This is a genomic window from Pseudomonas serbiensis (assembly GCF_030580745.1).
Taxonomy (GTDB): domain Bacteria; phylum Pseudomonadota; class Gammaproteobacteria; order Pseudomonadales; family Pseudomonadaceae; genus Aquipseudomonas; species Aquipseudomonas serbiensis.
In genome coordinates this window covers 203,944-228,048 of record NZ_JAUQOO010000008.1, presented here as the reverse complement: position 1 = coordinate 228,048, position 24,105 = coordinate 203,944, and the positions used below count along the sequence as shown (strand labels likewise).

The window sequence follows — 24,105 nt, the reverse complement described above, 5'->3', positions numbered from 1 at the left end:
GATTGGCGACTTTGGGAACTGCCGCCACCCAGCAGATGCTTCAGGAAATTTCCCGATGAAACGGCGGCAGCGCATTGAGAATGGCCTTGCCATAGCGCTGCGTCACCACGCGCCGATCCAGCAACGTAATGGTGCCGCGATCCGCTTCGGTGCGCAGCAACCGGCCACAGGCCTGGATCAGACGCAAAGAGGCATCGGGCACGGCGATTTCCATGAACGGGTTGCCGCCTCGGGCTTCGATCCATTCCGCCAGCGCGGCCTCCACAGGGTCATCCGGCACCGCGAACGGAATCTTGGCGATGACCACGTGCTCGCAGTATGCACCGGGCAAATCCACACCCTCGGCAAAACTGGCCAGCCCGAACAATACGCTGGAATCGCCGCCATCGACCCGCGCCTTGTGCTTGTTGAGGGTTTCCTGCTTGGACAGGTTGCCCTGAATGAAGACCTGCTTGCGCCAGTCGCGGTCCAGGCCATCAAAGACATCCTGCATCTGCTTGCGGGATGAAAACAGCACCAGCGTGCCCCGTGAGCCTTCCACCAGATCCGGCAGTTCGCGAATGATTGCCGCCGTGTGTGCCACCGCATCGCGGGGGTCGGCCTTGAGGTCAGGCACCCGCAGTACGCCAGCGTCGGCATGATGGAACGGGCTGGGTACAATCGCCGTCACTGCTCCCTTGGGCAAGCCGGCACGCATGCGATAGCGGTCGAACTTTCCCAGGGCGGTCAGGGTCGCCGAGGTGACCAGAGCGCCATAGGCAATGTTCCAGAGATTGCGTCGCAACATTTCAGCCGCCAGGATCGGGCTGGCATTGACCTCGATATCGAACTGCGCGCCGCTGTCGGCCAGGGTCAACCAGCGCGCCATCGGCGGGCTGTCTTCCGGGTCTTCGGCGGTAAAGGCGGTCCACAGCTCCCAGTTGCCATGGGCACGGGCCAGCAGGCTGCCGAACAGCGGATACCACTCTTCGGCCTGATGACTGGCAATGCCGATATTCACCTCGCCATCCATGCCGTCCTTGAGCAGTTCGGTCAGGCGCGTGAACAGATCGTCCAGCCGCGCAAAGCCCTTCTTCAGCTCAATCCCCATCTCGCGAATATGCTCGGGAATGACACCGCCGACAAAACGATGGCGCGGGCGCTCACGCCCCTGCATGTCTTCACCGGCGCGGAAATCGGCCAGTTGCTCGCAGGCACCGAACATGAATTGCTGATGTCCCTTGATCTCACGCGCCAGTTCGGGAACCTGTTCGATCAGCTTGCCCAGATCGCCGGGCAGCGGGTGCTGAGCAAGCAGCTTGGCAAGGTTCTTGGCCGTCTGCTCCAGCCAGTCGGCCGTGGAGCGCAACCGGGTGTAGTGGGCAAAGTGGCCGATGGCCTTGTCCGGGAGGTGGTGAGCCTCGTCGAACACATACATGGTGTCGCGTGGGTCGGGCAGCACCGCGCCGCCGCCCAGTGCCAGGTCTGCCAGCACCATGTCGTGGTTGGTGACAATCACGTCCACCTTGCCCATGCCTTCGCGAGCCTTGTAGAACGCACACTGCTGGAAGTTCGGGCAATGGCGGTTGGTACACTGGCTGTGGTCGGTGGTCAGACGGGCCCAGTCCTGATCGGCCAGTTCCTGAGGCCAGCTATCACGGTCACCATCCCATTTATTGCCGGCCAGCTTCTGGAGCATGCTGGTGAAAAGCTTCTGGCTGGCTTCATCGACCTCGATCTTGAAGCCCTCCTCCTCGAACAACTGCGCGGTGGCGTTGGTCGCATCGCCTTCCTGCAACAACATGTCGAGTTTGGACAGGCACATATAGCGCCCGCGCCCCTTGGCCAGAGCAAAACTGAAGTTCAGGCCGCTATTGCGCATGAGGTCGGGCAGATCCTTGTAGACGATCTGCTCTTGCAGGGCGACGGTTGCCGTGGCGATGACCAGCCGCTTGCCCGCAGCCTTGGCCGCGGGGATAGAGGCGATGGCATAGGCTACGGTCTTCCCCGTACCGGTGCCCGCCTCCACCGCAACCACTGCCGGGTCGCCAGAACGCCGTCCCTCCTCATCGGTCTCGACATCGCCCAGCACCTTGGCGACCTCTGCGATCATCAAACGCTGGCCATAGCGAGGCTTGAGGCTCTTGGCTTCGAGGAAACGCGAGTAAGCGCCCTGTATCTGGGATTTTAATTCGGTACTGATCATTGGCTCGGGTTCGGCGGCACGGCAAAAAAGGCTGGATAAATTTTCAGTGGTTCCAAGTGGGCGCTATCATACCGCGCTAAATCCATCCGCGCAGAACGGAGTACCTGATGACTGCTTTCGCCCCTGTCTACACACTGCATGTTCTGGCTGTCCTGGTCTGGGTTGGCGGAATGTTTTTCGCCTGGATGGTCCTTCGTCCGGCTGTCGGCGCGGCACTGGAAGGTCCGCTGCGTCTGAAACTGTGGCTTCAGGTGTTTCCACGGTTCTTCGTCTGGGTCTGGGCAGCTATCGTGGTCTTGCCCATTACCGGCGTCGGCATGATCCAGTTGAACTTCACCAGCTTCGAGACAGCACCACGTTATGTGCAGGTCATGATGGGGCTGTATGTAGTGATGGTTGCACTGTTCTTGCGTATCCAGTCGTTACAGCTCCCGGAGTTGCAACGCGCAGTGGAGGCCGGACAGTGGGCCGAAGGTGCCGCTGCATTGGGCAGGATCAGGCGTCTGGTGGGGATCAATCTGATCGTTGGCCTGACTGTAGTTGCAATTGCGGCGGCCCGGCCGACTTTCTGAAAGGAAAAATCTGTCTTGAATATAAGCCAGGCCCGGCACAAGCATGCTCCGGGCCTGACGAAACGGCGTTACAGACGCTGTAGGCTCAATGCACCGGCAGGTCCTGCGGCACCTGGCTGCCCTACTTGCCCGGGTTTCCCCGGCTTGCCGCCATCGGCCCGATAGACGATACAGCCTTTGGATTCGCCACCCTTGCCCGGTTTGCCGCCCTCGCCACCCGGCCCAGGGGCACCGCCCTCGACGTTGACCTTGATACGCTCGGCAGCAAAACTCTGTGGCAGCTCCAGACGAACCTGAGCACCTGCCGCACCGTCATGGCCGTTACCGCCATTGTCACCGTCATAACCGCGACCCGCCTGCCCCCAGGTGCAACCCGGCGCCTGACCATTGCCACCATCAAGCCCTGCATAACCTCGCGCACCGGCACCGCCACGGGCATCGATCGACAGTTGCTCGGCGTTCAGGCTCTGCAAGCGCAGGATCAGATTGCGTCCCGGCAAGGCCGCTTTTTCAAAGGTCCCCGGTGCGCCACGCGCCATGATCTGGCTGCCAGAGGCCAATTCGCCATGACTGACGACGAGGCTGAAAGTCTGCGAACCCGGCACGATGGCGATACGTGCCTCATGCCCCAGCACCAGCTCACCGACCTTGACCTCGGTAATATTTGCCGGGATCAGCAAGGTGCCGTAATCCGCCACCTCCAGACGCTCGACCTGCAGAACGCTGCTGTTACCCGGCAGACGCATCAGGGAGTGCGCATCGACATTGATCGTCTGCGCCAAGGCCAGCGGGCTGAACAAGGCCGCCAGGAGAAAAAGGTTACGCATGAGTGGACTCCGCTGGACGACGACCTATGGCCTGGACATGGAAGATACCGAAAATGAGGATTTTCCCCCGATCACGCCACGGATGCCGGCGACCGCGCAGGCTGCCGTTGAACAGGATCAACTCAAGCAAATGAGTCAATAGCACCAGGCTGCCTGCCATATCGATCATGATGCCGAACGGACTGGGAGCCTCGATGACCGAATTGACCATCACCACCAGCCAGAACCCCAGCGTCAATACCTTGCCCAGCCCCCAAAACAGCTTCATCGCCTGCCCCCCATGGTCATGATGCGTTTACGAAAGCGAATTCTTCGCACGCTTTTTCGTTGCCGCACAGTAGACGTCCTGTACACCAAATATGCCAGCGGTGGAGTGAAAAAAGACCGGACTGACGGCGGCATCGAGGCTGGGGCTTCCGGTTTTCAGGCCTGGCTGCTGGCCTTGCCCTCAATGACAGGCTGAACCACCGGTGCCGGGCGCTTGTACCACCAGACGCCCAGCAGCACGGCGGCGACGCCTACCCATTGCAGCGCGGCCAGCTTCTCGTCGAAAAAGAAGAAGCCGATCAGAATCGCGACCACCGGACGAGCCAGCGCCGAGACGGAGGCCAGCACCACGTCGACATGACGCAGCGCATAGGCCATCAACCCATGCCCCAGCAATTGGCTGATCAACGCCAACAGAGCAATCACCAGCCAGCCATAAAGGGTGTCCGGCAAAATCTGCTGACTGGTGACAAGGGCCACCGGCAACAGCAGCAAGGCACAGGTGAAGCTGTTCCAGATGATTATCTTGCGGGACGAGAAGCAGTCGCGCAGGGATTTGATCAGGATCAGATAGATCGCATAGAACAGCGCCGAGTTGAGGGCCAACAGGTCGCCAGTCACGCTCTGGCTGGAGAATGTCAGGCTCGCGCTGCCATCAAACACCAGCAGGCAGGCTCCCGCGATACTCAGGGCCAGCGCCAATACCTGAGAGGTGCCGATTTTTTCCTTGAGAAACAGAAAGGACAAAATCGCCACGAAGACCGGCGACAGGTTCATCAGGATCGAGGTGTTGGCCATGCTGGTCAGCTTCACCGCCCAGTGGTTGGACAGCAGATCGATGCACGACACCACACCCGACAGCAGCAACAGGGCCAACATGACACTACGGCTGCGACCTGGAGTGATGGTTTCCACATCCTTGTTCTTGCCGGGCGGCAAGGCGGTAAACGCATAGGCCATGCCGCCAGCGATGAACATGCGCAGCATCAGCGTTGAAGTGGCATCCACCTCGCTGAGCTTGACGAACGCAATCGCCGACGCCACACCAATGGTGCTGATGATCAGTGCCAGAACGGGCAGAACAGACTTATTACCCACCGTCATGACGGGTCCTCGAAGTTATATAAGAAGTTATATGAGTTGGGTGGCGCAATGAATGCCGCCAAATTGCTTCTGGTGTTCGGCGAAAGAGACCCGATGAATGTCATAGCCACGCGCCGACAGCCGATCCAGCAAGCCCGTGGGTGCGTTGTGATCGATCCAGACATGCTTGCCCAGTGAGAACGCATTGGCGCACCAGGCTGACATCATCGATTCGTCCAGCAACACCGGCTCAAGATCCACAGCCTCTGCGGCCTGGCGCAACGTCAGGTGTTCTTGCGAGAGCTGCCAGCCAGAAGGTGTACGGTGATAGAGGCTCACCCGTGAGCGGTCGATGGCGTCGGCTCGTTTCGTATCGATCAGCAAGTCGCCGCGCAGCAGGGATACGTAGTGGTCGAGGTGGAACTGTTCAGGGTTGTGCCACCCATCCTCGACGGCCAGCACGACATCGCTCTTGAGCAGGCTGGACCCCAGCAAGAAGTGCAGCGTCTCGACCTGGGTCCGAAAGCCGGTGTTGATGATCGATACGCGCTCGTTTTCCTGATAGTCACCGCCTTCAAGCACATGGTCGAGTTCCACAAGGGGATAGCCATGGGCGGCGACTACATTTTTCACCACTTCAACTTCCCGCGCCCGGTCCTGGCGTTTCAAGCGGCCGAAAACCGGCTGGCCGCCCACGTTCATGAAATGGTCTCGCGGGAACAGCAGCCCGTACAACGGATGAATTTCATACGTTTCATAAGTGGCGTCAGGGCTGATGCGGCCCAGTTCATCATCGTAATGCAGCCGGAGTTTCGGCTGGTTGATGATGATTTCCGCCAGTTCCCGGCGACTGCTGCGCGTCAGTTGTTCGTGGGCAAGACGCTGGCGCTCCTGTGGAATATCGTCGGCAAAGCGCAGCGCATTCCCGGCCAGTTGCCGCATATCTTCCAGCGGGACGTGCGGCCCGTCTTCATTGAACAGCGCGTCGGACAGAAAAGCCGTCGGGATACCTGCGGCATTGAACGATGCGGCCAGGGCCAGCACATCGGCATCGGCCTGACGCAGCGAGTAAGGCTGCTGCGCCTCCATGAATACCGACATGGCCACAGGCTGTACGATGGAGGGAAGTTGCACAAGCACTGTCATCAGCTCGCCTCCCGCACTGAGTCGGCACGAATGGAGGTCTGCAGGACGTCCATGCAATACAGGATGGCGTCTTCCACCTCAGCCTGGGTTTCGCCCACAAAATGCAGCCGTGCGGGGATTTCTTCGTAGCTGAACTCGCTGGATTCGCCTTGCCGCTGAACGCTGCTATAGGCCAGCAGCGGGTGGGACAATTGCATCTTCGGGTCGAAGGCAAAGCCAGTGGTGAAGGGGTTGGGCATCATCAGAAAACCGGTGATCCGGGTTTTGACAGGCGGGACATGGTCCTTGAGCGCAGCACGGGTCCACAGCTCATACAGATCGATTCCCTCGCTGCGCATGGCGACAAACGGAATCTCGCCACCGCCGACCCGACCGCCGATTTCCAGAAACACCAGTTCGCCGCGCCGCTCGATAAGCTCCAGATGAATGGCCTGATCCTTGAGGTTCAGCCGAACACAGACTTCTCTGGTAAAAGCCTGCACCGCCTCGATGAACCGAGAATTATCGACAGCCACCGAGCCAAGCGGCTGGCCATTGCGAAAATCCAGGCAGGTGTTCAAGTATTTCGACACCTTGAAATACGGAGTACTGTCGCCCGCCAGTATGGCGTCGACGTGATAGATATCGCCTTCTATGTACTCTTCCACTTCATAGCCGGTGAAATCCAGCAGGTCGGGGATATCGGTCAGGCGGTCAATCTTCACGACACCGTCCGAAGCCGCGCCAACCTGAGGTTTCAGGATCACCGGGTAGCCGTGCGCATGGCAGAACTCTTCCACGTCCAGACGCGACAACACGTTTCGGTACTGCGGGTAGCGGACGGTCGAGCCCTGTAGTGCTTCTTTCATACTGGCCTTGTTACGGCACAGCAGGTTGTCGGCGATTTTCGCACCGCTGATATTAAGCTCGGTGCGGACCAGTGCAGCGGCATCCAGATCGTATTCCGAGAAGGCGATGACAAAGTCGATGGGGTGCTGACGATGAATGGCCTGCGCTTCCTGCAATATCAGGCCTGCATCCAGTACGCCAAGCTCCACCACTTTGAAGCTGAGCTGCTGATCAATCAGCCCTGCACGCCCCGCCAGGGAAATATAGGAAACGTCGACCTGAGTGTGATCGATATATTTGCGGTAATCGGAAAATTCGTCGTCGTAGCGGTTAATGATCAGAACGTGCTTCATACGATTGCAACCTCGTTGTGTACCCGCCCGACCAGGCTTCTGACTGCGGCCTCATCAACGCCGCCGAACATCACGTAGCCAACCCGTGAGGTCCAGTCCTGGTCCGAGCCCAGCGCATCGCCGGTACGAAAGTAAATCTGGTGCGAGAGGTAGTACGGACTGTCGATAAGCTCACCGAGACCGTGCAGGCGGGTAAATTCGCTTTTCTCGCCACGGGGAATGAAGGCGATGGCACTGACACCACTCGCCTGGGGGGCGGCAGGCGTATCGATGCTCAGGTATTCACAGAGCGTTTCGAGGGCCAGATCGATTCCACTGGCCCGTTTGATCAGCTCGACGATACCGTCGCCGGGAAGACGGGCTGCCAGTTCGACCGCTACGGGCTGGCCCTGGGGCGTAACCCGAAGCTCCAGATGGAAAGGGCCGACGTTCAGGCTGATGGCATCCAGCACCGCCAGCGTGTAGTCGTTCAGAGTGGTGCGAAACGCCTCATCGTAGCCCTGGCCGACGATATGGCCGATCTCGATGAAGTAAGGCTCCGAGCCGAGCAGTTTCTCGGTGATGGACGCGATGGTGACGCTGCCATCCCTACGCACCACACCTTCGATACTGTATTCGTTGCCGGGAATGTACTCTTCGACGATCAGGCGTCCGCTGGCGGTAAAGCCAATGTCATTGGGCAACGACTGACGAAAGGCGCTGACGGCCTCGACCAGCTCTTCATGGTTATAAAGCTTGCGAACGCCGATACTCCCGGCCATATCGACCGGCTTGACCACCGCCGGGAAGCTGAAGCCTGCGGGCACGACCACCGGCTCGTCGGTGCTGAGCAGAAAAAATCCGATATCGCTGAGCCCCGTCTCGGTCAGACGACTGCGGAAGTTGAACTTGTTGCGCACCCGTTGCACGGCGTTGTCGCCAAGATGCGTTTTACCTTGCGCAGCGCCCAGGCTTGCAGCCATCGGGACGGCATACTCCACGCCGGGAAGAATGGCACTGACGGTTCCCAACTCATTGAGCGCCGCCATCTGTGCGTCGAAATCAGCGGTGTCGATCTTGATGACCTGACGCGCCTTGGCACGCAGTTGCGGGTCAAGCTCCTGCTCGCCCCCGTCGACAGAAAAGACATATAAATCAACGCCCAGTTGCTGCGCTGCATTGAGATAGTTTATGCCGGATGAAACAGGATCGATGACAACTACGGACATTGTTCAGTCTCCGACTATCCAAAACTTTCGAGTTCACATAAAGGAAGGTTTTTCAGCTTGTCGATTACCAGATCCGACCCCACACCTACCGTAAGTGCATCCACTACCAAGTGTTCGCCAATATCGAAATCCGCACAGGTCCAGTCACGATAAGGAATGTTGACGACATTGACCTTGCATTCAACGGAACTGCGAAATCGTTCAATACAGCCCGAGTGGTAGGTGGAAAGAGTGGTACGGTTGACGGCATACACCTCAACTTCACCGATATTGTGTTTTACCACCAACTCCTGCGCACGACTCAATGCCGCCCCCATTCCGCTGCCGCCACTGACTATATTCAGACGGTTCATGGCGCTTTCATAGTGAGGCAATGAAGGACTCACGATGTAATACTCCAGTCGGTCGTCAACGGACAACGTTGCAAACAGACTTGAGAACAGCCCACCGGGGCGTAACTTCACATGAAACGTGATGCTGTCGTACGCTTTTTTGCCCAACGTGACCACGGAGTAACTGCGCACCGCTGAAAGCTCGGGATGCTTCAACGTCACGACAGATTTGGCGTTATAAAAAACCCGCTTGACCTCCAGGACGACTTCCATGACCTGTTCGGACAAATACGTTTTACTTTTGAGCCTGGCGGCATGAAAGCTGCTGATAGCGGGGACAATATCAATATCCGTTTCTGCCCTGCTTATACAGGGCAGAAACTCGCTTTGTACTGTAACTTCCACACCGTCTTCCAGAACGCGGCCTGACACCAATCGGCATCGACACACTCTGCACACACCTTTAAGGCAACCTTTTACGAGCGCTCCGGAGGGGATTGCATCAATAAGAGGCTGCCTGCTGTCGGCGGTGTAGGTCTGCTCTCCAACGCGGACACTATAAGTTGCCATTACACCGGCCTTCAGTGATGTGTATTAAAGCGTTGAAGCACGCAGGGCCTGGAAGTATTCGCCCACCATCGGGATGAAAGCCTTGATATGGACAACGGCTTTGTCCAGGTCCTTTTCATCCTTGATGACCGATGCCAGCATGTTGTTCATCATGCCGCTGTGGTCTTCCGCTTCGTCGAACGCGACATGGGAGGCCGCGCCGCTCACCGCAGGCTGGCCCATGCTGGCGCTGGCTTTCTGGGTGATGAACGAGCTGTATTTATCGCCGTAGTACTCCAGGAACCAGTCCCAGGTGATCGCAGGCAGCGGGCCGAACTTGCTGACGCACAGATTCAGGTAGCCCATCAGTTTCCAGGTTTCCGGGAAGGCAAACTCTGCCTGAACGTCGGACTTGGAATAACCGTAAGTGATGAGATCCTGCCCAAACATTTCGTCATGGCCAAACTCATCATACAGATAGTAAGAGAGTTGCTTGGCGGCGGAGATATTATCGATGGCCGCCACCTGAACGGCACGTGCGTCCAGTTCATTGTTCATGTGAATGCGGATTACGCATTCCAGGATGTGGCGCTTGTAGTAATGCTCATTGAACCAGTCTCCTTGGTGGAACTCGCCCATGATGTTGTCTTTCTTGAATTCTGCATCCAGGCAGGCATCAACGGTGGACTCAAGCGTTTTCAATATCACATCAGTGGAAATCATCGGTTATACCTCTCCATTATGGTCATCTGAAATCAATGACTATTTTATTTCAGCGAGACGCTGATCCCTGTCACGTACTGCTACAGCAAAAGAAATAACTCATTTCAAGAACGACCGGCAAAAACAGCATATGCCTCATCTGACAAAAGATCAGACAGAGTTGACACTACAAAGCCATCATTCAATAAGCCCTTTTCGGGGCAGCGGCAGTATTAGCGCTGTATATTTCAATTTCAAGACCTGAATCTAATTAACTTTTACGCTATAGCGTCGATATGCTTATACCGAGCGTACGGCAAGCCCTTCAATGGCTCGCCCTCACATGTATATATTCTTCGGGCAGCAAGCATCTACAAAGACATCGCCGAAGCAGCGGTCTTGCAAATGAATTAAAAGATGCAGTTTCCGACGCACTGCCCAATGGCTATATCACCAAAAGATATGCGTACAGAACAACGCTCAAGGGGAAGCGGAATATTGCCAACATCGCCACACGCAAGGTTCAGGTCGATGTTTTCCGTTTTTAGCTTCCATGCACAACATTCCATTGGATCCAATTTTGCTCAACATCCTAATGCGCTCGATAAACGTCTGCAAGCAACTTTATGTTCTATGCAACAGACAAAGTGTTTGGTTGCCCGATCGGCGCATTGAATAAAAGCGAGGGGCGTCGCCGCTTTCCAGAGTCCGCCCGGCAGGCTAGTCTTACAGGTCAACCAGAGGACTTTCGATGACCGTCGGCTATTCCACCCGCACCCCGCAACAAGCACTGGCCGCCCTGCTCGACCGTTATGCTCCCGAGCGCCTCCTGCTGGTCGGAGCACAGGAATTTCCTGCACTGCACGCTTTCCGGGAAGCACACCCACAGACCGAGGTAGCACTCGCGGCTCCCGGCAACCTGCCAGCGGAACTGGCTGCACAGCGCTTTGACCTGGCGCTGGTGGTCGATTGCCTGGAGCACATCCCCAAGCGCACCGGCCTGGAACTGCTGGGCGGTATCCGCAATCTCAATGCCAGTCGCATCGCAGTACTGGCCGACCTGCAGGCCTGTGGCTGGCAGGAAACCGATTTCTTTTCACTGGCCCTGCAAGCGAGCGAACGCTTTGAGCGCGACGAGCAGATCCTGACACTGTTCACCTACGACTTGCGCGAATACAAGCAAGTACCCGACTGGCTGAACTCGAAATTCTGGGCGAACCCGGAAAACTTCGGCAAATACTGGTGGTGAGTCATGAGTAGTGCTATTTGCCCCTGCGGTAGCGGGGATCTGTTGTTAGCCTGCTGCGGGCATTTTCATGCGGGACAACCCGCGCCTTGCGCCGAGAAGCTGATGCGTTCGCGCTACAGCGCCTATGTATTGGGATTGATCGATTATCTGGTCGATACCACGCTGCCCGCGCAGAAACAGGGGCTGGACCGCGAATCCATTGCCCAGTGGAGTGCGCAAAGCACCTGGCTGGGCCTTGAGGTAGAAAGCTCGGAGGTTTTCGGTGGCAAGCCCGAACATGCCTTCGTCACGTTCACGGCTCGCTGGCATGACGGCAGCGGTGAGCACAGCCACCGGGAACGCTCTTCATTTGTACAGAATCAGGGCCGCTGGTACTTCATTGATCCCACGGCGCCCCTCAAGGCTGGCCGCAACGACGCCTGCCCCTGCGGGAGCGAACAGAAATTCAAGAAGTGTTGTGCGAGTTACATTGGATAAACCTGGAATACTGTTTTCGCGAATGAATTCGCTCCCACACCGGTAGGAGCGAATTCATTCGCGAAGAGGCCATGAAGCCTTTATGGCACGAGCTTCAGGTGTGAAATATCCGGATTGAGCGCTTTCGCGACAGGTTTTGCCTGCCCCATATCACTACCGGCCGGGGCCAGGCTCAAGGCTGAAAGGTCCAGCGCCGGTGTCGACTGTTCGGGCCTGGGGTCCTGCATGTCGCTGCCGACTTCGGCGACAGAAAAATCCGGCGCATCGACATCAACAAAAGCCGCCATGTACACATCCCGAGGCTTGATCTGCAAACGGGCCGTGCCCGGCTCTGCAGGCGGCGGTGCCAGTTCCACTTCTTCGACCGGCAGTTTCATGTCCAGCACTTCGACCAGAGCACCGGCACGCTCCAGGGTCGAACGGTATTTCTCGGCGGCATCGGCATCGAGATTGCTCTTGAGCACCAGGCTCCGCCCCGAAAACAGCAGCGCCAGACGCTGCTCATCGGCCTGAAACAGTTTGCCCAGATTGGCTTTTACCCGCTCAAGCTGGGCGCCAGGAACCAACTGGCCGCAAAAGACGATTTCATAGAGATTCATGCAAGGGCACTCATACTGCGTATGACGGGAGTATGGCGTAGCGTCGACAGCCCCAACAAGCCAGCCAGTTGCTAAACTCAGCTCTCCAACGGAGCAAAACAATGTCAATCCAGGCGCCAATTACAAGAACGATAAGCCTTGCATTGCTATTACTGGGGCTGACCGGCTGCTCGACATGGAGCAGCATCACGTCCTTCCAGGACCCGGACGTTCATCTGCTGAAAGTCCAGGTCGTCAAGGCCAGGCTGACGCAGCAGGACTTCAATCTGCACTTTCTTGTCGACAACCCCAACGACTCACGTCTGCTGGTGCGTGGCTTTCGCTACAAGCTCATGCTCAACGATGTACTGCTGGCAGACGAAAGGTCCAATGACTGGTTTTTCGTCGCAGCTCACAGCCAGAAAACCTTTGTGGTGCCAGTCAGGACCAACCTATGGCGACACGTGAAATACATCGCCGAACTGATGAAAGACCCTGACGAAGAGGTTCGCTACCGACTCGAAGGCAGGATCAAGACGGGGATCATTTTCCGGCACAGCACCACTATCGAGCGCAGTGAGACGGTAAAACCCCGTGAGCTGCTGCTCAAGAATCGCTAAAGGTATTGCTGTGCGCACATTTGCGAGATAATGCGCGCCGATTTAATTGCGGAGTACCCCCGATGAACCAGCAAGCCCATGTGCATGGCCCTGATTGCAATCACGATCATGACCATGATCATCACGACCACCAGCACGGCCATGTCCACGGCCCGAACTGCGGTCACGCTCACCAGGAGCCGGTGCGCAACGCCCTGAAGGACGTTGGCCGCAACGATCCTTGCCCATGTGGCAGCGACAAGAAATTCAAGAAGTGCCACGGCGCGTGAAGCGCTGAGCATTTTGCCAACGGCCTGCCTTGCAGGCCGTTTTCATTTGTATGGAGAGTTCAAGGGAGAGTAAAACAGTCGGTCTTGATCAATCACATGGAGCCTTCAATGATCGACCTTCATTACTGGACCACTCCCAATGGACACAAGATCACCCTGTTCCTTGAAGAAACGGGCCTGCCTTACAAGATCTTCCCGGTGAACATTGGCAAGGACGAACAGTTCGAGCCCGGCTTCCTGAAAATCGCACCCAACAATCGTATCCCGGCCATTGTCGATCACGAACCAACCGATGGCGGTGAGCCTCTGAGCCTGTTCGAGTCCGGCGCAATCCTGCTGTATCTGGCGGACAAGACCGGCAAATTCATCTCTCAGGATTTCCGTGGCCGTCAGGAAACGCTGCAATGGCTGTTCTGGCAGATGGGCGGCCTTGGGCCGATGGCCGGCCAGAATCACCACTTCAACCGCTTCGCCAAGGAAAAGATTCCTTATGCGATCAAGCGCTACGTGGATGAAACCGCCCGTCTGTACGGCGTGTTGAACAAGCGTCTGGCCGACCGTGACTTCGTGGCAGGCAGCGAGTACAGCATTGCGGACATGGCGATCTACCCGTGGATCGTGCCGCATACCTTTCAGCAGCAGAACCTGGATGACTTCCCTCATCTCAAGCGCTGGTTCGAGACCATTGCCGGGCGTGAGGCGACCCAAAGGGCTTATGCGCTGGTCGAGCAGATCAATCCGCCGAAGGCTTGATGATCTTCTTCGCGAATGAATTGGCTCCTGCGAGCTTGCCTGTAGGAGTAATGCCGATCAGTTAAGGTCATAAATCACTTCGTGGGAGGCGCTTGCTGGCAAATTCAGCGTACAGACGCAGAATATTTGCCGGTTTTCAGGCCTTTTCGCCAGCAAGCTGTCTTCCACAAGTTTTGTTTGCACCTTAACTGATCGGCATTAGCCTGTAGGAGAGCGGATTTATCCGCGAACCAACCCACCCCTTTGTAAAATCCTGAAATAAACTCCCCTTCCCGTCTTGCGTGGCGCCTGTCTGCTCTCTAACGTAGCGACCTTTACATATGCCACCCCTGCGGGAGTTTCGCCATGGCCTCGCCAGCCCCTTCATTTTTCCTGAGCCGATTCAGTGCTGCCGCCATTGCGGCAAGTTTCCTGAGCCTTGCGGGCTGCCAGTTGGGCGGTGGTGACAACGAGACATTGCTGCCCAATTCCGGGGTTTTTCCGGTCAAGGGGCTGGCACAGAACGTATCGGTACGCCGCAATAACCTGGGCATGCCGCTGATAGAAAGCAGCACTTACCACGACGCGCTGTTCACGCTCGGCTACATGCATGCTGGCGACCGCATCACCCAGATGGTCGGCATGCGCCTGCTGGCACAGGGACGCCTGGCGGAAATGGCCGGGGCCGATGCTCTGGAAGTCGACCGCCTGATGCGCTCGGCCAACCTCAAGCAGCGCGCCAGCGAGCTTTACAACGCTTCATCGCCACGCCTCAAACGCTTTTTCGAGGTCTATGCCCGCGGCGTCAACGCTTACCTGTTCCGCTATCGCGACAAGCTGCCAGAGGACCTGGCCAGTTCCGGCTATCGCCCGGAATACTGGCAGCCCGAAGACTCGGCGCTGATCTTCAGCCTGCTGAGTTTCAACCTGTCGGTGAACCTGCAGGAAGAACTCTCGGCACTGGTGCTGGCCCAGAAAGTCGGCAGCGACAAGCTGGCCTGGCTGCTGCCGACCTATCCTGACGAAGCACTGCCCTTCTCCGAAGCCGACAAGCTCAAGGGGCTGAGCCTGAACAGCCAGGCACAAGAGCTGAACGACCTGACCAAGGTCACGCTGCAACTTTCCGAGCTGAACATGCTCGGTGTAGCCGCTTCCAGTAACTGGGCCATCGCACCGCAACGCAGCCGTAATGGCAAAAGCCTGCTGGCCAGTGAAATGCAACTGCCTGCCGGGATCACCTCGGCCTGGAGTTTCGTGCAGTTGCGTGCGCCGAAATATCAGGCGTCGGGCGCGTCGATTGCCGGGCTGCCTCTGATCCTGAGCGGTTTCAACGGCAAGCTGGCCTGGAGCCTGAGCAACGTCAAAGGCGACAATCAGGATCTGTTCCTGGAAAAGCTCAAGCGCGAAAACAATCGCCTGTTCTACATGGCTGACGGCAAATGGTTGCCCGCCATCGCCCATGAAGAAACCTTCCTGGTCAAAGGCGGCCGTCCGATTCGTGAAACCGTGTACGCCACCCGTCACGGCGCCCTGCTCAACACCAGCGCAAATCCGTTGGGCAACGGCTTTGGCCTGGCACTGCAAACGCCGGACTTCAAGGACGAAAAGAGCCTGGATGCTTTCTTCGACCTGTCCCGCGCGCCCAACGTGGAGAAAGCCTTCGACACCAGCCGCGAGATTCGTGCGATTACGCTGAACATGGTGTTCGCGGATGCCTCGAACATCGGCTGGCAAGTGACCGGACGCTACCCGAACCGCCGTGAAGGCCAGGGCCTGCTGCCTTCACCGGGCTGGGACGGCAAGTTCGACTGGGACGGCTTTGCCGACTCGATGCTGCACCCTTACGATCAAGACCCGCGCCAGGGCTGGATCGCTACCGCCAATCAGCGCACGGTGCCCAAAGGCTATGGCATGCAACTGTCCAACTCCTGGGGCTACCCGGAGCGGGCCGAGCGCATTGGCGAACTGGCCAACAGTGGCAAGCAGGACACCCGCAGCACCATTGCCATGCAGTACGACCAGACCACGACGTTTGCCGCCAAGCTCAAGAACATGTTTGAAGCGCCGGGCATGACCAAGCCGCTCAAGCAGGCCATCGACGCGCTGCCCGAGGCCGAGCGCGCCAAGGCTCGGGAAGCCTACACGCGCCTGATGGCATTCGACGGCAAGCTCACCGCTGGCTCCGCCGATGCAGCGATGTATGAGCTGTTCCTGCAGGAAAGCGCCAAACTGACCTTCCTCGATGAGCTGGGTCCGGAAAGCAGTCTGGCCTGGCAAGCCTTGAGCGCCAACGCCAGCTCGTCATACTCGCCACAGGCCGATCATTTGCTGGGCCGTGAAGACAGCCCTTACTGGGATGACATCAAGACCCCACAAAAAGAAGACAAGCCTGCAATCCTGGCCCGCAGTCTGGCGGCCGCCATCACCGCAGGCGACAGCCTGTTGGGCAGTGATCACAAGGCCTGGCAATGGGGCAAGCTGCATCGCGAAAACTGGGCCGCACCGGCTAGCCCGCTGGCCAAGGCATTGGGCGGCAACCACTTCAACCGCAGCCAGAGCGCAGCCGGTGGCGATCACAGCACCATCAATGTCTCGGGCTATGAGTGGGGCAAGAATCTGGAAGCACACACGGCGCCAGCCTTGCGCATGATCGTCGACTTCAGCCAGGTGGAACCAATGATGGGTCTGGTCAGCACCGGGCAGTCGGACAACCCGGCCAGCCCGCACTACGCCAACAGCATCGAACCGTGGCTCAAGGCGCAATACCAGACGATTCCGCTGCAACAGCAGAACTATGAAAGAGGTTATGGCAAACAGCGCCTGACCCTGACGCCCGGAAAGTAGAGATCAGAAAGCACCAAAACAGGGCAATACTCTCGTCACGCCCTGTTTTGGACACCCCTCTTGAGCAACTATCGCTCCTGCATCCCAGACACTAAACAACGCGCCCAAGTGAGCAGGTTCTGCGTTCGGAAGCAGAAATGCGCATGATGGCAAGCTAGTTCATCATTGCGACAACTGCTTATATTTAAAACGCACGTTCGTCTCTTTGGTTCGGAAATTGCTACTTCTTGCCAGTCTGGCATCCGCCGGTAGCAAGCCTGGCGTGTTCTCTACGCTCAATTTGGTTAAGGACTGAACAATGAAAAAAGCATGGCTGACCCTTTCCGCACTGGCTCTGTGCCTGGCCGCTGGTACCTCCGTGGCCAAGGAATACAAGGAGCTGCGTTTTGGCGTCGATCCTTCTTATGCTCCTTTTGAGTCGAAAGCCGCAGACGGCAGCCTCCAGGGCTTCGATATCGACCTGGGCAATGCAATCTGCAAAGAACTGAACGTGACCTGCAAATGGGTCGAAAGCGATTTCGACGGCATGATTCCAGGCCTGAAAGCCAAGAAATTCGACGGTGTCATCTCGTCGATGACCGTTACTCCAGCCCGCGAGAAAGTCATCGACTTCTCCAACGAACTGTTCTCCGGCCCGACCTCGCTGGTGTTCAAAAAAGGTGCAGGCTTCACCGCTGACCCGGCCAGCCTGAAAGGTAAAACCGTAGGCTACGAGCAAGGCACCATCCAGGAAGCCTATGCCAAGGCCGTTCTGGACAAGGCCGGTGTAAGCACCAAAGCCTACGCCAACCAGGATCAGGTTTATGCGGACCTGACTTCCGGCCGTCTGGATGCTTCCATCCAGGACATGCTGCAAGCCGAACTGGGCTTCCTGAAATCCCCGGCCGGCGCCGGTTATGAAGTCAGCGAGCCAGTCGACAGCCCGCTGCTGCCCGCCAAGACTGCGATCGGTATCGCAAAAGGTAACAAAGAGCTCAAGGCTCTCCTGGATAAAGGTATCAAAGCGTTACACGATGACGGCACCTACGCCGAAATCCAGAAGAAACACTTTGGCGACCTGAATCTGTATAGCGGTAAATAACACCCCCAACGCCCATCGATTCGGCGATCATTCGCCGCCGCTCTCGATGGGCGTTTCTGTTTGTTGCCCGCTCAAGGCTTTATCCATGCTCGATGCATTAATGCAAAACCTGGGACTCTCGGCATTCAGCTTGAAAGGCTTCGGCCCGCTGCTGCTTCAGGGCACCTGGATGACCATCAAATTATCGGTACTGTCGCTGCTGCTGAGCATCGTGCTCGGCCTGATCGGCGCCAGTGCCAAGCTGTCCAGCTCGGCGCTGCTGCGCGTGCCGGCACAGATCTACACCACCCTGATCCGTGGCGTTCCGGATCTGGTGCTGATGCTGCTGATTTTCTACAGCCTGCAAACCTGGCTCACCAGCCTCACTGACGCCATGGAATGGGAATACATCGAAATCAATCCTTTCGGCGCCGGGGTCATCACCCTCGGTTTCATCTATGGCGCCTATTTCACGGAAACCTTCCGCGGCGCCATTCTGTCGGTGCCACGCGGTCAGGTTGAAGCAGCCATCGTCTACGGTCTGAAACGCGGCCAGCGCTTTCGCTATGTCGTGTTCCCGCAGATGATGCGTTACGCATTGCCGGGCATCGGCAATAACTGGCAAGTGCTGCTCAAGGCCACCGCACTGGTGTCGATCATCGGTCTGGCCGATCTGGTCAAGGCGTCTCAGGATGCCGGTAAAAGCACCTATCAACTGTTCTATTTTCTGGTCCTGGCGGCATTGATCTATCTGGTCATCACCAGTGCATCGAACTTTGCATTGCGCTGGGCCGAACGGCATTACGCCGCAGGCAGCCGGGAGGCCAAGCGATGATCGAGCTGCTTCAGGAATACTGGAAAGCCTTCCTTTATACAGACGGCGTCAACGTTACCGGTCTGGCGATGACCATGTGGTTGCTCAGCGCTTCCATTGCCATCGGTTTCTGCCTGTCCATTCCGCTGTCCATTGCCCGTGTCTCGGAAAAGCGCTGGGTACGCTGGCCGGTGCAGTTCTACACCTATCTGTTTCGCGGCACGCCTCTCTATATCCAGTTGCTGATCTGCTATACCGGCATCTACAGCATCGCGGCCGTGCGTGAACAGCCTGTTCTGGACGCATTCTTTCGCGATGCGATGAACTGCACCATTCTGGCTTTTACCCTCAATACCTGCGCCTATACCACCGAGATCTTCGCGGGTGCGATACGCAGCATGGCCCACGGTGAAGTCGAAGCCGCCAAGGCCTACGGCCTGACAGGCTGGAAGCTCTATGCCTATGTGATCATGCCCTCGGCGCTACGTCGCTCGCTGCCCTACTACAGCAACGAAGTGATCCTGATGCTGCACTCGACCACGGTAGCCTTCACGGCCACGGTGCCGGACATTCTCAAGGTGGCGCGCGATGCCAACTCGGCAACCTTCATGACGTTCCAGTCTTTCGGGATTGCAGCAGCCATGTACCTGACCGTCACCTTTATCCTGGTCGGACTGTTCCGTCTTGCCGAACGTCGCTGGCTGGCCTTCCTCGGCCCGGCTCACTAGACAGGACACCTGCCCATGCATCATCAGACCCACGACTTGCTGTCGCCGGTGCCCGGCACTGCGCGGCAAGTCCACAGTTTTCATTACGGCCCGCAAGACGGCACCTGCAAGATCTACATCCAGGCGTCGCTGCATGCCGACGAACTGCCAGGCATGCTGGTGGCCTGGTATCTGAAACAGCGCCTTGCAGAACTGGAAAATGCCGGGCGGCTGCGAGGAGAAATCATTGTCGTCCCGGTTGCCAACCCGATTGGCCTGGAACAGATCCTGATGGACACCCCGCTGGGGCGTTACGAGCTGGAAAGCGGGCAAAACTTCAATCGCTGGTTTACCGACCTTGGCGAACAGGTCGGCGATGAAATCGAAAGCCGGCTCAATGACGATGCGCAGCACAACACGACGCTGATCCGCGAAAACCTGCGTCTGGCGCTGGATGCCCAGATCGCCACGACGCAGTTGCAGTCACTGCGACTGACCCTGCAAAAGCTGGCCTGCAATGCCGACATGGTGCTGGACCTGCATTGCGACTTCGAGTCGGTGGAACACCTTTACACCACGCCCGAGGCATGGCCGAAAGTCGAGCCGCTGTCGCGCTATCTGGGTGCGCAGGCAAGCCTGCTGGCCACCGATTCGGGCGGTCAATCGTTCGATGAATGCTTCACGCTGGTCTGGTGGCAATTGCAGCAACGCTTTGGCGAGCGCTTCCCGATCCCGATGGGCAGCTTTTCGGTGACGCTGGAGTTGCGAGGCCAGGGTGACGTCAATCACGCGCTGGGCAGCCGCGACTGCCAGGCGATCATCAACTACCTGATCGACTTTGGCGCCATCGAAGGCGAAGCCCCCGAGCAACCTGAATTGCTCTACCCGGCCACTCCGCTGGCAGCGGTCGAACCAGTCCTTACCCCGACTGGCGGCCTGCTGGTGTTCTGCGCCCAGCCCGGCGAATACATCGAGGCCGGGCAACTGATCGCCGAAATCATCGACCCGATCAGCGACGCAGTCGCCTCCATTCACGCACAAAACGCTGGTCTGCTCTATGCCCGCTCACTACGACGCATGGCAACGGCAGGCATGGTCATCGCTCATGTCGCTGGCACTCAGGCCTATCGCAGCGGCTATCTACTTTCTCCTTGAGGACCTGACATGTACAAACTGACCATCGATGGCCTGCATAAAAGCTATGGCGACAACGAGGTACTCAAAGGCGTATCGCTCAAGGCTCAAAGCGGTGACGTGATCTGCCTGATCGGCGCCAGCGGCTCGGGCAAGAGCACCTTCCTGCGCTGCATCAACTTTCTGGAACAGCCAAACGACGGCGCCATGAGCCTGGATGGCCAGCAGATCCGCATGGTCAGTGACAAGGACGGCATGCGGGTCGCCGACGCCGACGAACTGCAACGCATCCGCACACGACTGGCGATGGTGTTCCAGCATTTCAATCTGTGGGCACACATGACCGTGCTGGAGAACATCACCATGGCTCCGCGCCGGGTGCTGGGCGTATCAAAGGCCGAAGCTGAACAGCGCGCCCGCAAATATCTGGACAAGGTCGGGCTGCCTGAACGTGTCGCCGATCAATACCCGGCGTTTCTGTCCGGCGGGCAGCAGCAGCGCGTGGCAATAGCCCGTGCTCTGGCGATGGAGCCGGAAATCATGCTGTTCGACGAGCCTACCTCGGCGCTCGACCCGGAACTGGTCGGTGAAGTGCTCAAGGTGATTCAAGGCCTGGCAGAGGAAGGCCGGACCATGATCCTGGTCACCCATGAAATGGGCTTCGCCCGCAAGGTCGCCACTCAGGTGGTGTTTCTGCACAAGGGCCAGATCGAAGAATCAGGTCATCCGGACGAAGTCCTCAACAACCCCAAGAGCGAGCGCTTGCAGCAGTTCCTGAGCGGCAACCTGAAGTAGGCGTCAGGGCACTGAAGCCGCTCCAGAGCAGGGCACTCATGCAACAGGAACAGGCGGAGGCTCGTCCGGCAATGTCGGCTCACCGGGCTCATCCGGTGGTCCGGGCGGAAACGGCGTGTCCGGCCCCGGATCGCCCGGAATGCCACCGCCCACCATATTGAATTGCAAATCAGCCATTAATGACCAGGCAAGAAGCCCTATCTCATTGAGCTGAGGAGGCTTTTCCCGGTCAGAGGGTTTGAAATCTGTCGTCATAGGGCACTCCCGATCATCGGCCTCCCCACACGCTGCGTATGAGGAGGATCATGTCAGGAAATAGAGTGCGCAAACGGGCTTTAATTCAATTGACCGAATGCCGCACCCCAAAAATCATGTACGCGGCAGGGTCACGCCACGCTGGCCCTGATACTTGCCGCCGCGGTCCTTATAGGACACTTCACATTCCTCATCGGACTCCAGGAACAGCATCTGCGCAACGCCTTCGTTGGCGTAGATCTTGGCTGGCAGGGTCGTGGTGTTCGAGAACTCCAGGGTCACGTGACCTTCCCATTCCGGCTCAAGCGGCGTGACGTTGACGATGATGCCGCAACGCGCATAGGTGCTCTTACCCAGACAGATGGTCAGGACATTGCGCGGGATACGGAAGTATTCGACGGTACGCGCCAGCGCAAAAGAGTTCGGCGGGATGATGCAGACGTCGCTCTTGATATCGACGAAGCTTTTCTCATCGAAGTTTTTCGGATCGACGGTCGCCGAGTTGATGTTGGTGAAAACCTTGAATTCATCTGCACAACGCACGTCGTAACCGTAGCTGGATACTCCGAAGGAAATCAGACGGTCGGCGCCCTCGCCACGCATCTGGCGCTCGACGAAGGGCTCGATCATGCCGTGCTCTTGCGCCATGCGGCGAATCCACTTGTCCGATTTGATGCTCATGGCGATGTCCTGAATAGCGAGGTGAAAAAAGATGTCCGGCATCTTACCGGGCCGAGGCGTCCGGTTCAAAGCCAACAGATCCAGAGTTTACGGGACTCACACCCACATTGAGCGCGAATAGAAATAATCCTCATAAGACCATTGGCACGTCCCTTAAAAAGGGTTAAGGTGTTGCCACTGTGTTGCTTGTGTCACTGAGAATCTCTACACGATGTTGAATTTCGATCCAACCATCTCCATGAATTTTCCAGCTCTTTGCACTCAGTCTCGGCCAGGGCTCTTCCTGAGTCGCAGTTAACTTTGTCCAAGGAGATATATTATGTCCAATCGCCAAACTGGTACCGTTAAGTGGTTCAACGATGAAAAAGGCTTCGGCTTCATCACTCCACAATCCGGTGACGACCTGTTCGTGCACTTCAAAGCTATCCAATCCGACGGCTTCAAAAGCCTGAAAGAAGGCCAACAGGTTTCTTTCATCGCTACCCGCGGTCAGAAAGGCATGCAAGCTGAAGAAGTTCAAGTTATCTAACTTGTACTGATTCGCTTAAAAACCCCGCCCTTAAAAGCGGGGTTTTTTGTGCGCGTGTGGTTTGTGGCTACAAGCTACAAGCTTTTGACTTGAAGCTTGCAGCTCAAAGCTTGCCGCTGCCCCAGCTCAATCGTCGCTGATTGAGATGGTCGGCATCGCCGGGCTTGCAGCTTCCTGCAACACAATCCGGGCGCCCACGTGCCGCGCCAGTTCCTGATACACCATCGCAATCTGGCTTTCCGGCTCGGCAATCGCCGTCGGCTTGCCGCCATCGGCCTGTTCGCGAATCAGCATCGACAATGGCAGCGAAGCCAGCAGCTCGACGTCATATTGCGAAGCCAGCTTCTCACCGCCGCCCTCACCGAACAGATGCTCGGCATGCCCGCAGTTCGAGCAGATATGCACCGCCATGTTTTCCACGACGCCCAATACCGGAATATTGACCTTGCGGAACATCTCGACGCCTTTCTTCGCATCCAGCAAGGCCAGGTCCTGAGGCGTCGTGACGATCACGGAGCCGGCAACCGGAACCTTCTGCGCCAGGGTCAGCTGGATATCTCCGGTGCCCGGCGGCATGTCGATGACCAGATAATCCAGATCATTCCAGGCCGTCTGGGTGACCAGTTGCAGCAACGCGCCGGACACCATCGGCCCGCGCCAGACCATCGGCGTGTTGTCATCGGTCAGAAAAGCCATGGACATGACTTCAACACCATGCGCCTCGATGGGCACGAACCACTTCTGGTCCTTGATCCGCGGCCGCGTGCCTTCGGGAATACCGAACATCACGCCCTGGCTCGGGCCATAGATATCCGCATCGAGGATGCCGACCCGCGCGCCTTCGCGAGACAAGGCCAGCGCCAGGTTGGCAGCCGTCGTGGATTTCCCGACCCCGCCCTTGCCCGAAGCCACGGCAACAATGTTCTTCACATTGGCCAAGCCAGGAACCTGCGCCTGAGCCTTGTGAGGGTTGATGACGGTGCGGATATCGACCTTGGCCGAGGCGACGCCATCCAGGCCTTCGATTGCCGTTTGCAGCACCTGCGCCCAGCCTTTTCGGAACAGATCGGCGGCATAACCCAACTCAAGCTGCACGCTGACTTGTGCATCCTGAATATCGATGGATCGAACACAACCGGCGCTGACCGGGTCCAGGTTCATGTAAGGGTCGGTGTACTGGCGAAGAATCGTCTCCACCGCTGCGCGATTGACTGCGCTCATGGGCTTACTCCGAAAAGAGACTGACTAAAACAGGCGGCTATCCTACATATAGAAAGTCTGTACAAGGTGAAATATATTTCCCGGACCT

At 57.6% G+C, this 24,105-nt stretch carries 26 protein-coding genes; 13 read left to right on the top strand and 13 right to left on the bottom strand.

Annotated features, from left to right (window positions below; all coding sequences use genetic code 11):
- Positions 1 to 40 precede the first annotated feature (40 nt).
- The gene (gene dinG, locus Q6A51_RS13030) at positions 41 to 2,185 is read right to left on the bottom strand and encodes an ATP-dependent DNA helicase DinG (RefSeq protein ID WP_201017327.1); all 2,145 of its coding nucleotides are present in this window, start codon (positions 2,183 to 2,185) and stop codon (positions 41 to 43) included.
- A gap of 107 nt (positions 2,186 to 2,292) precedes the next feature.
- On the opposite strand from dinG, the gene Q6A51_RS13025 reads away from it, so the two are divergent.
- Positions 2,293 to 2,757, top strand: a complete 465-nt coding sequence (locus Q6A51_RS13025; protein WP_304574953.1) for a CopD family protein — start codon at positions 2,293 to 2,295, stop codon at positions 2,755 to 2,757.
- A gap of 68 nt (positions 2,758 to 2,825) precedes the next feature.
- On the opposite strand, the gene Q6A51_RS13020 is transcribed toward Q6A51_RS13025, so the two are convergent.
- The 8 genes from Q6A51_RS13020 to Q6A51_RS12985 form a co-directional block, all read right to left on the bottom strand.
- Complete coding sequence (locus Q6A51_RS13020; RefSeq protein ID WP_201017329.1) at positions 2,826 to 3,584, bottom strand: collagen-like protein; 759 nt, start codon at positions 3,582 to 3,584, stop codon at positions 2,826 to 2,828.
- Positions 3,577 to 3,852, bottom strand: coding sequence for a DUF1145 domain-containing protein (locus tag Q6A51_RS13015; RefSeq protein WP_201017330.1), 276 nt, complete (start codon positions 3,850 to 3,852; stop codon positions 3,577 to 3,579). Before Q6A51_RS13015 ends, Q6A51_RS13020 begins: the two co-directional genes overlap by 8 nt.
- 155 nt (positions 3,853 to 4,007) lie before the next feature.
- Positions 4,008 to 4,955, bottom strand: a complete 948-nt coding sequence (locus Q6A51_RS13010) for a DMT family transporter (protein WP_201017331.1) — start codon at positions 4,953 to 4,955, stop codon at positions 4,008 to 4,010.
- 27 nt (positions 4,956 to 4,982) lie between these two features.
- The gene (locus tag Q6A51_RS13005) at positions 4,983 to 6,080 is read right to left on the bottom strand and encodes an arginine deiminase family protein (RefSeq protein WP_304574952.1); all 1,098 of its coding nucleotides are present in this window, start codon (positions 6,078 to 6,080) and stop codon (positions 4,983 to 4,985) included.
- A complete protein-coding gene (locus Q6A51_RS13000) occupies positions 6,080 to 7,261 on the bottom strand; it encodes an ATP-grasp domain-containing protein (RefSeq protein WP_304574951.1) in 1,182 nt (393 codons plus the stop codon). The genes Q6A51_RS13005 and Q6A51_RS13000 overlap by 1 nt, the downstream gene beginning before the upstream one ends.
- Entirely contained in the window at positions 7,258 to 8,469 is a 1,212-nt protein-coding gene (locus Q6A51_RS12995; protein WP_201017334.1) for an ATP-grasp domain-containing protein, read from the bottom strand. Before Q6A51_RS12995 ends, Q6A51_RS13000 begins: the two co-directional genes overlap by 4 nt.
- 14 nt (positions 8,470 to 8,483) lie before the next feature.
- Positions 8,484 to 9,371: a 2Fe-2S iron-sulfur cluster-binding protein gene (locus Q6A51_RS12990; RefSeq protein WP_201017335.1), complete on the bottom strand. Its 888-nt coding sequence runs from the start codon at positions 9,369 to 9,371 to the stop codon at positions 8,484 to 8,486.
- Between the two features lie 24 nt (positions 9,372 to 9,395).
- The gene (locus tag Q6A51_RS12985; protein ID WP_201017336.1) at positions 9,396 to 10,073 is read right to left on the bottom strand and encodes a hypothetical protein; all 678 of its coding nucleotides are present in this window, start codon (positions 10,071 to 10,073) and stop codon (positions 9,396 to 9,398) included.
- A gap of 730 nt (positions 10,074 to 10,803) precedes the next feature.
- Here Q6A51_RS12985 and Q6A51_RS12980 point away from each other — a divergent pair.
- Together Q6A51_RS12980 and Q6A51_RS12975 are read left to right on the top strand one after the other, a co-directional pair.
- Positions 10,804 to 11,301, top strand: coding sequence for a DUF6231 family protein (locus Q6A51_RS12980; RefSeq protein WP_201017337.1), 498 nt, complete (start codon positions 10,804 to 10,806; stop codon positions 11,299 to 11,301).
- 3 nt (positions 11,302 to 11,304) lie between these two features.
- Positions 11,305 to 11,778 carry a YchJ family protein gene (locus Q6A51_RS12975; protein ID WP_201000085.1) on the top strand — a complete coding sequence of 158 codons (474 nt, stop codon included), beginning with the start codon at positions 11,305 to 11,307 and terminating at the stop codon, positions 11,776 to 11,778.
- 80 nt (positions 11,779 to 11,858) lie between these two features.
- Here the strand turns inward: Q6A51_RS12975 and Q6A51_RS12970 are convergent, their stop codons facing one another.
- A complete protein-coding gene (locus Q6A51_RS12970) occupies positions 11,859 to 12,377 on the bottom strand; it encodes a hypothetical protein (protein ID WP_201017338.1) in 519 nt (172 codons plus the stop codon).
- A 101-nt stretch (positions 12,378 to 12,478) separates the two neighbouring features.
- Between Q6A51_RS12970 and Q6A51_RS12965 the strand changes: the two genes are divergently transcribed.
- The 9 genes from Q6A51_RS12965 to Q6A51_RS12925 all read left to right on the top strand — a co-directional run bounded on the left by Q6A51_RS12965 (position 12,479) and on the right by Q6A51_RS12925 (position 21,331).
- A complete protein-coding gene (locus Q6A51_RS12965; protein WP_201017339.1) occupies positions 12,479 to 12,976 on the top strand; it encodes an LEA/WHy family protein in 498 nt (165 codons plus the stop codon).
- A gap of 62 nt (positions 12,977 to 13,038) precedes the next feature.
- The gene (locus Q6A51_RS12960) at positions 13,039 to 13,245 is read left to right on the top strand and encodes an SEC-C metal-binding domain-containing protein (protein ID WP_111757795.1); all 207 of its coding nucleotides are present in this window, start codon (positions 13,039 to 13,041) and stop codon (positions 13,243 to 13,245) included.
- A gap of 108 nt (positions 13,246 to 13,353) precedes the next feature.
- Complete coding sequence (locus tag Q6A51_RS12955) at positions 13,354 to 13,998, top strand: glutathione binding-like protein (RefSeq protein WP_201017340.1); 645 nt, start codon at positions 13,354 to 13,356, stop codon at positions 13,996 to 13,998.
- Positions 13,999 to 14,343: 345 nt separating this feature from the next.
- Positions 14,344 to 16,821 carry a penicillin acylase family protein gene (locus tag Q6A51_RS12950; protein ID WP_304574950.1) on the top strand — a complete coding sequence of 826 codons (2,478 nt, stop codon included), beginning with the start codon at positions 14,344 to 14,346 and terminating at the stop codon, positions 16,819 to 16,821.
- Between the two features lie 298 nt (positions 16,822 to 17,119).
- The gene (locus tag Q6A51_RS12945; RefSeq protein ID WP_201000090.1) at positions 17,120 to 17,902 is read left to right on the top strand and encodes a transporter substrate-binding domain-containing protein; all 783 of its coding nucleotides are present in this window, start codon (positions 17,120 to 17,122) and stop codon (positions 17,900 to 17,902) included.
- An 85-nt stretch (positions 17,903 to 17,987) separates the two neighbouring features.
- Positions 17,988 to 18,716 carry an ABC transporter permease gene (locus Q6A51_RS12940; protein WP_304574949.1) on the top strand — a complete coding sequence of 243 codons (729 nt, stop codon included), beginning with the start codon at positions 17,988 to 17,990 and terminating at the stop codon, positions 18,714 to 18,716.
- Positions 18,713 to 19,423: an ABC transporter permease gene (locus tag Q6A51_RS12935; protein ID WP_201017342.1), complete on the top strand. Its 711-nt coding sequence runs from the start codon at positions 18,713 to 18,715 to the stop codon at positions 19,421 to 19,423. Before Q6A51_RS12940 ends, Q6A51_RS12935 begins: the two co-directional genes overlap by 4 nt.
- Before the next feature lie 15 nt (positions 19,424 to 19,438).
- Complete coding sequence (locus tag Q6A51_RS12930) at positions 19,439 to 20,557, top strand: succinylglutamate desuccinylase/aspartoacylase family protein (protein ID WP_201017343.1); 1,119 nt, start codon at positions 19,439 to 19,441, stop codon at positions 20,555 to 20,557.
- Positions 20,558 to 20,566: 9 nt separating this feature from the next.
- The gene (locus Q6A51_RS12925) at positions 20,567 to 21,331 is read left to right on the top strand and encodes an ABC transporter ATP-binding protein (protein ID WP_201017344.1); all 765 of its coding nucleotides are present in this window, start codon (positions 20,567 to 20,569) and stop codon (positions 21,329 to 21,331) included.
- A gap of 36 nt (positions 21,332 to 21,367) precedes the next feature.
- On the opposite strand, the gene Q6A51_RS12920 is transcribed toward Q6A51_RS12925, so the two are convergent.
- On the bottom strand, positions 21,368 to 21,586 hold the full coding sequence (locus Q6A51_RS12920; RefSeq protein ID WP_201000095.1) for a hypothetical protein: 219 nt from the start codon (positions 21,584 to 21,586) through the stop codon (positions 21,368 to 21,370).
- A gap of 114 nt (positions 21,587 to 21,700) precedes the next feature.
- Positions 21,701 to 22,267 (bottom strand): dCTP deaminase, encoded by a 567-nt coding sequence (gene dcd / locus Q6A51_RS12915; RefSeq protein WP_017126297.1) that lies wholly within the window; start codon positions 22,265 to 22,267, stop codon positions 21,701 to 21,703.
- 319 nt (positions 22,268 to 22,586) lie between these two features.
- Here dcd and Q6A51_RS12910 point away from each other — a divergent pair, with 319 nt between their 5' ends.
- A complete protein-coding gene (locus Q6A51_RS12910) occupies positions 22,587 to 22,796 on the top strand; it encodes a cold-shock protein (protein WP_002554837.1) in 210 nt (69 codons plus the stop codon).
- 126 nt (positions 22,797 to 22,922) lie between these two features.
- Here the strand turns inward: Q6A51_RS12910 and apbC are convergent, their stop codons facing one another.
- On the bottom strand, positions 22,923 to 24,017 hold the full coding sequence (gene apbC, locus Q6A51_RS12905; RefSeq protein WP_201000096.1) for an iron-sulfur cluster carrier protein ApbC: 1,095 nt from the start codon (positions 24,015 to 24,017) through the stop codon (positions 22,923 to 22,925).
- Positions 24,018 to 24,105: the final 88 nt, after the last annotated feature.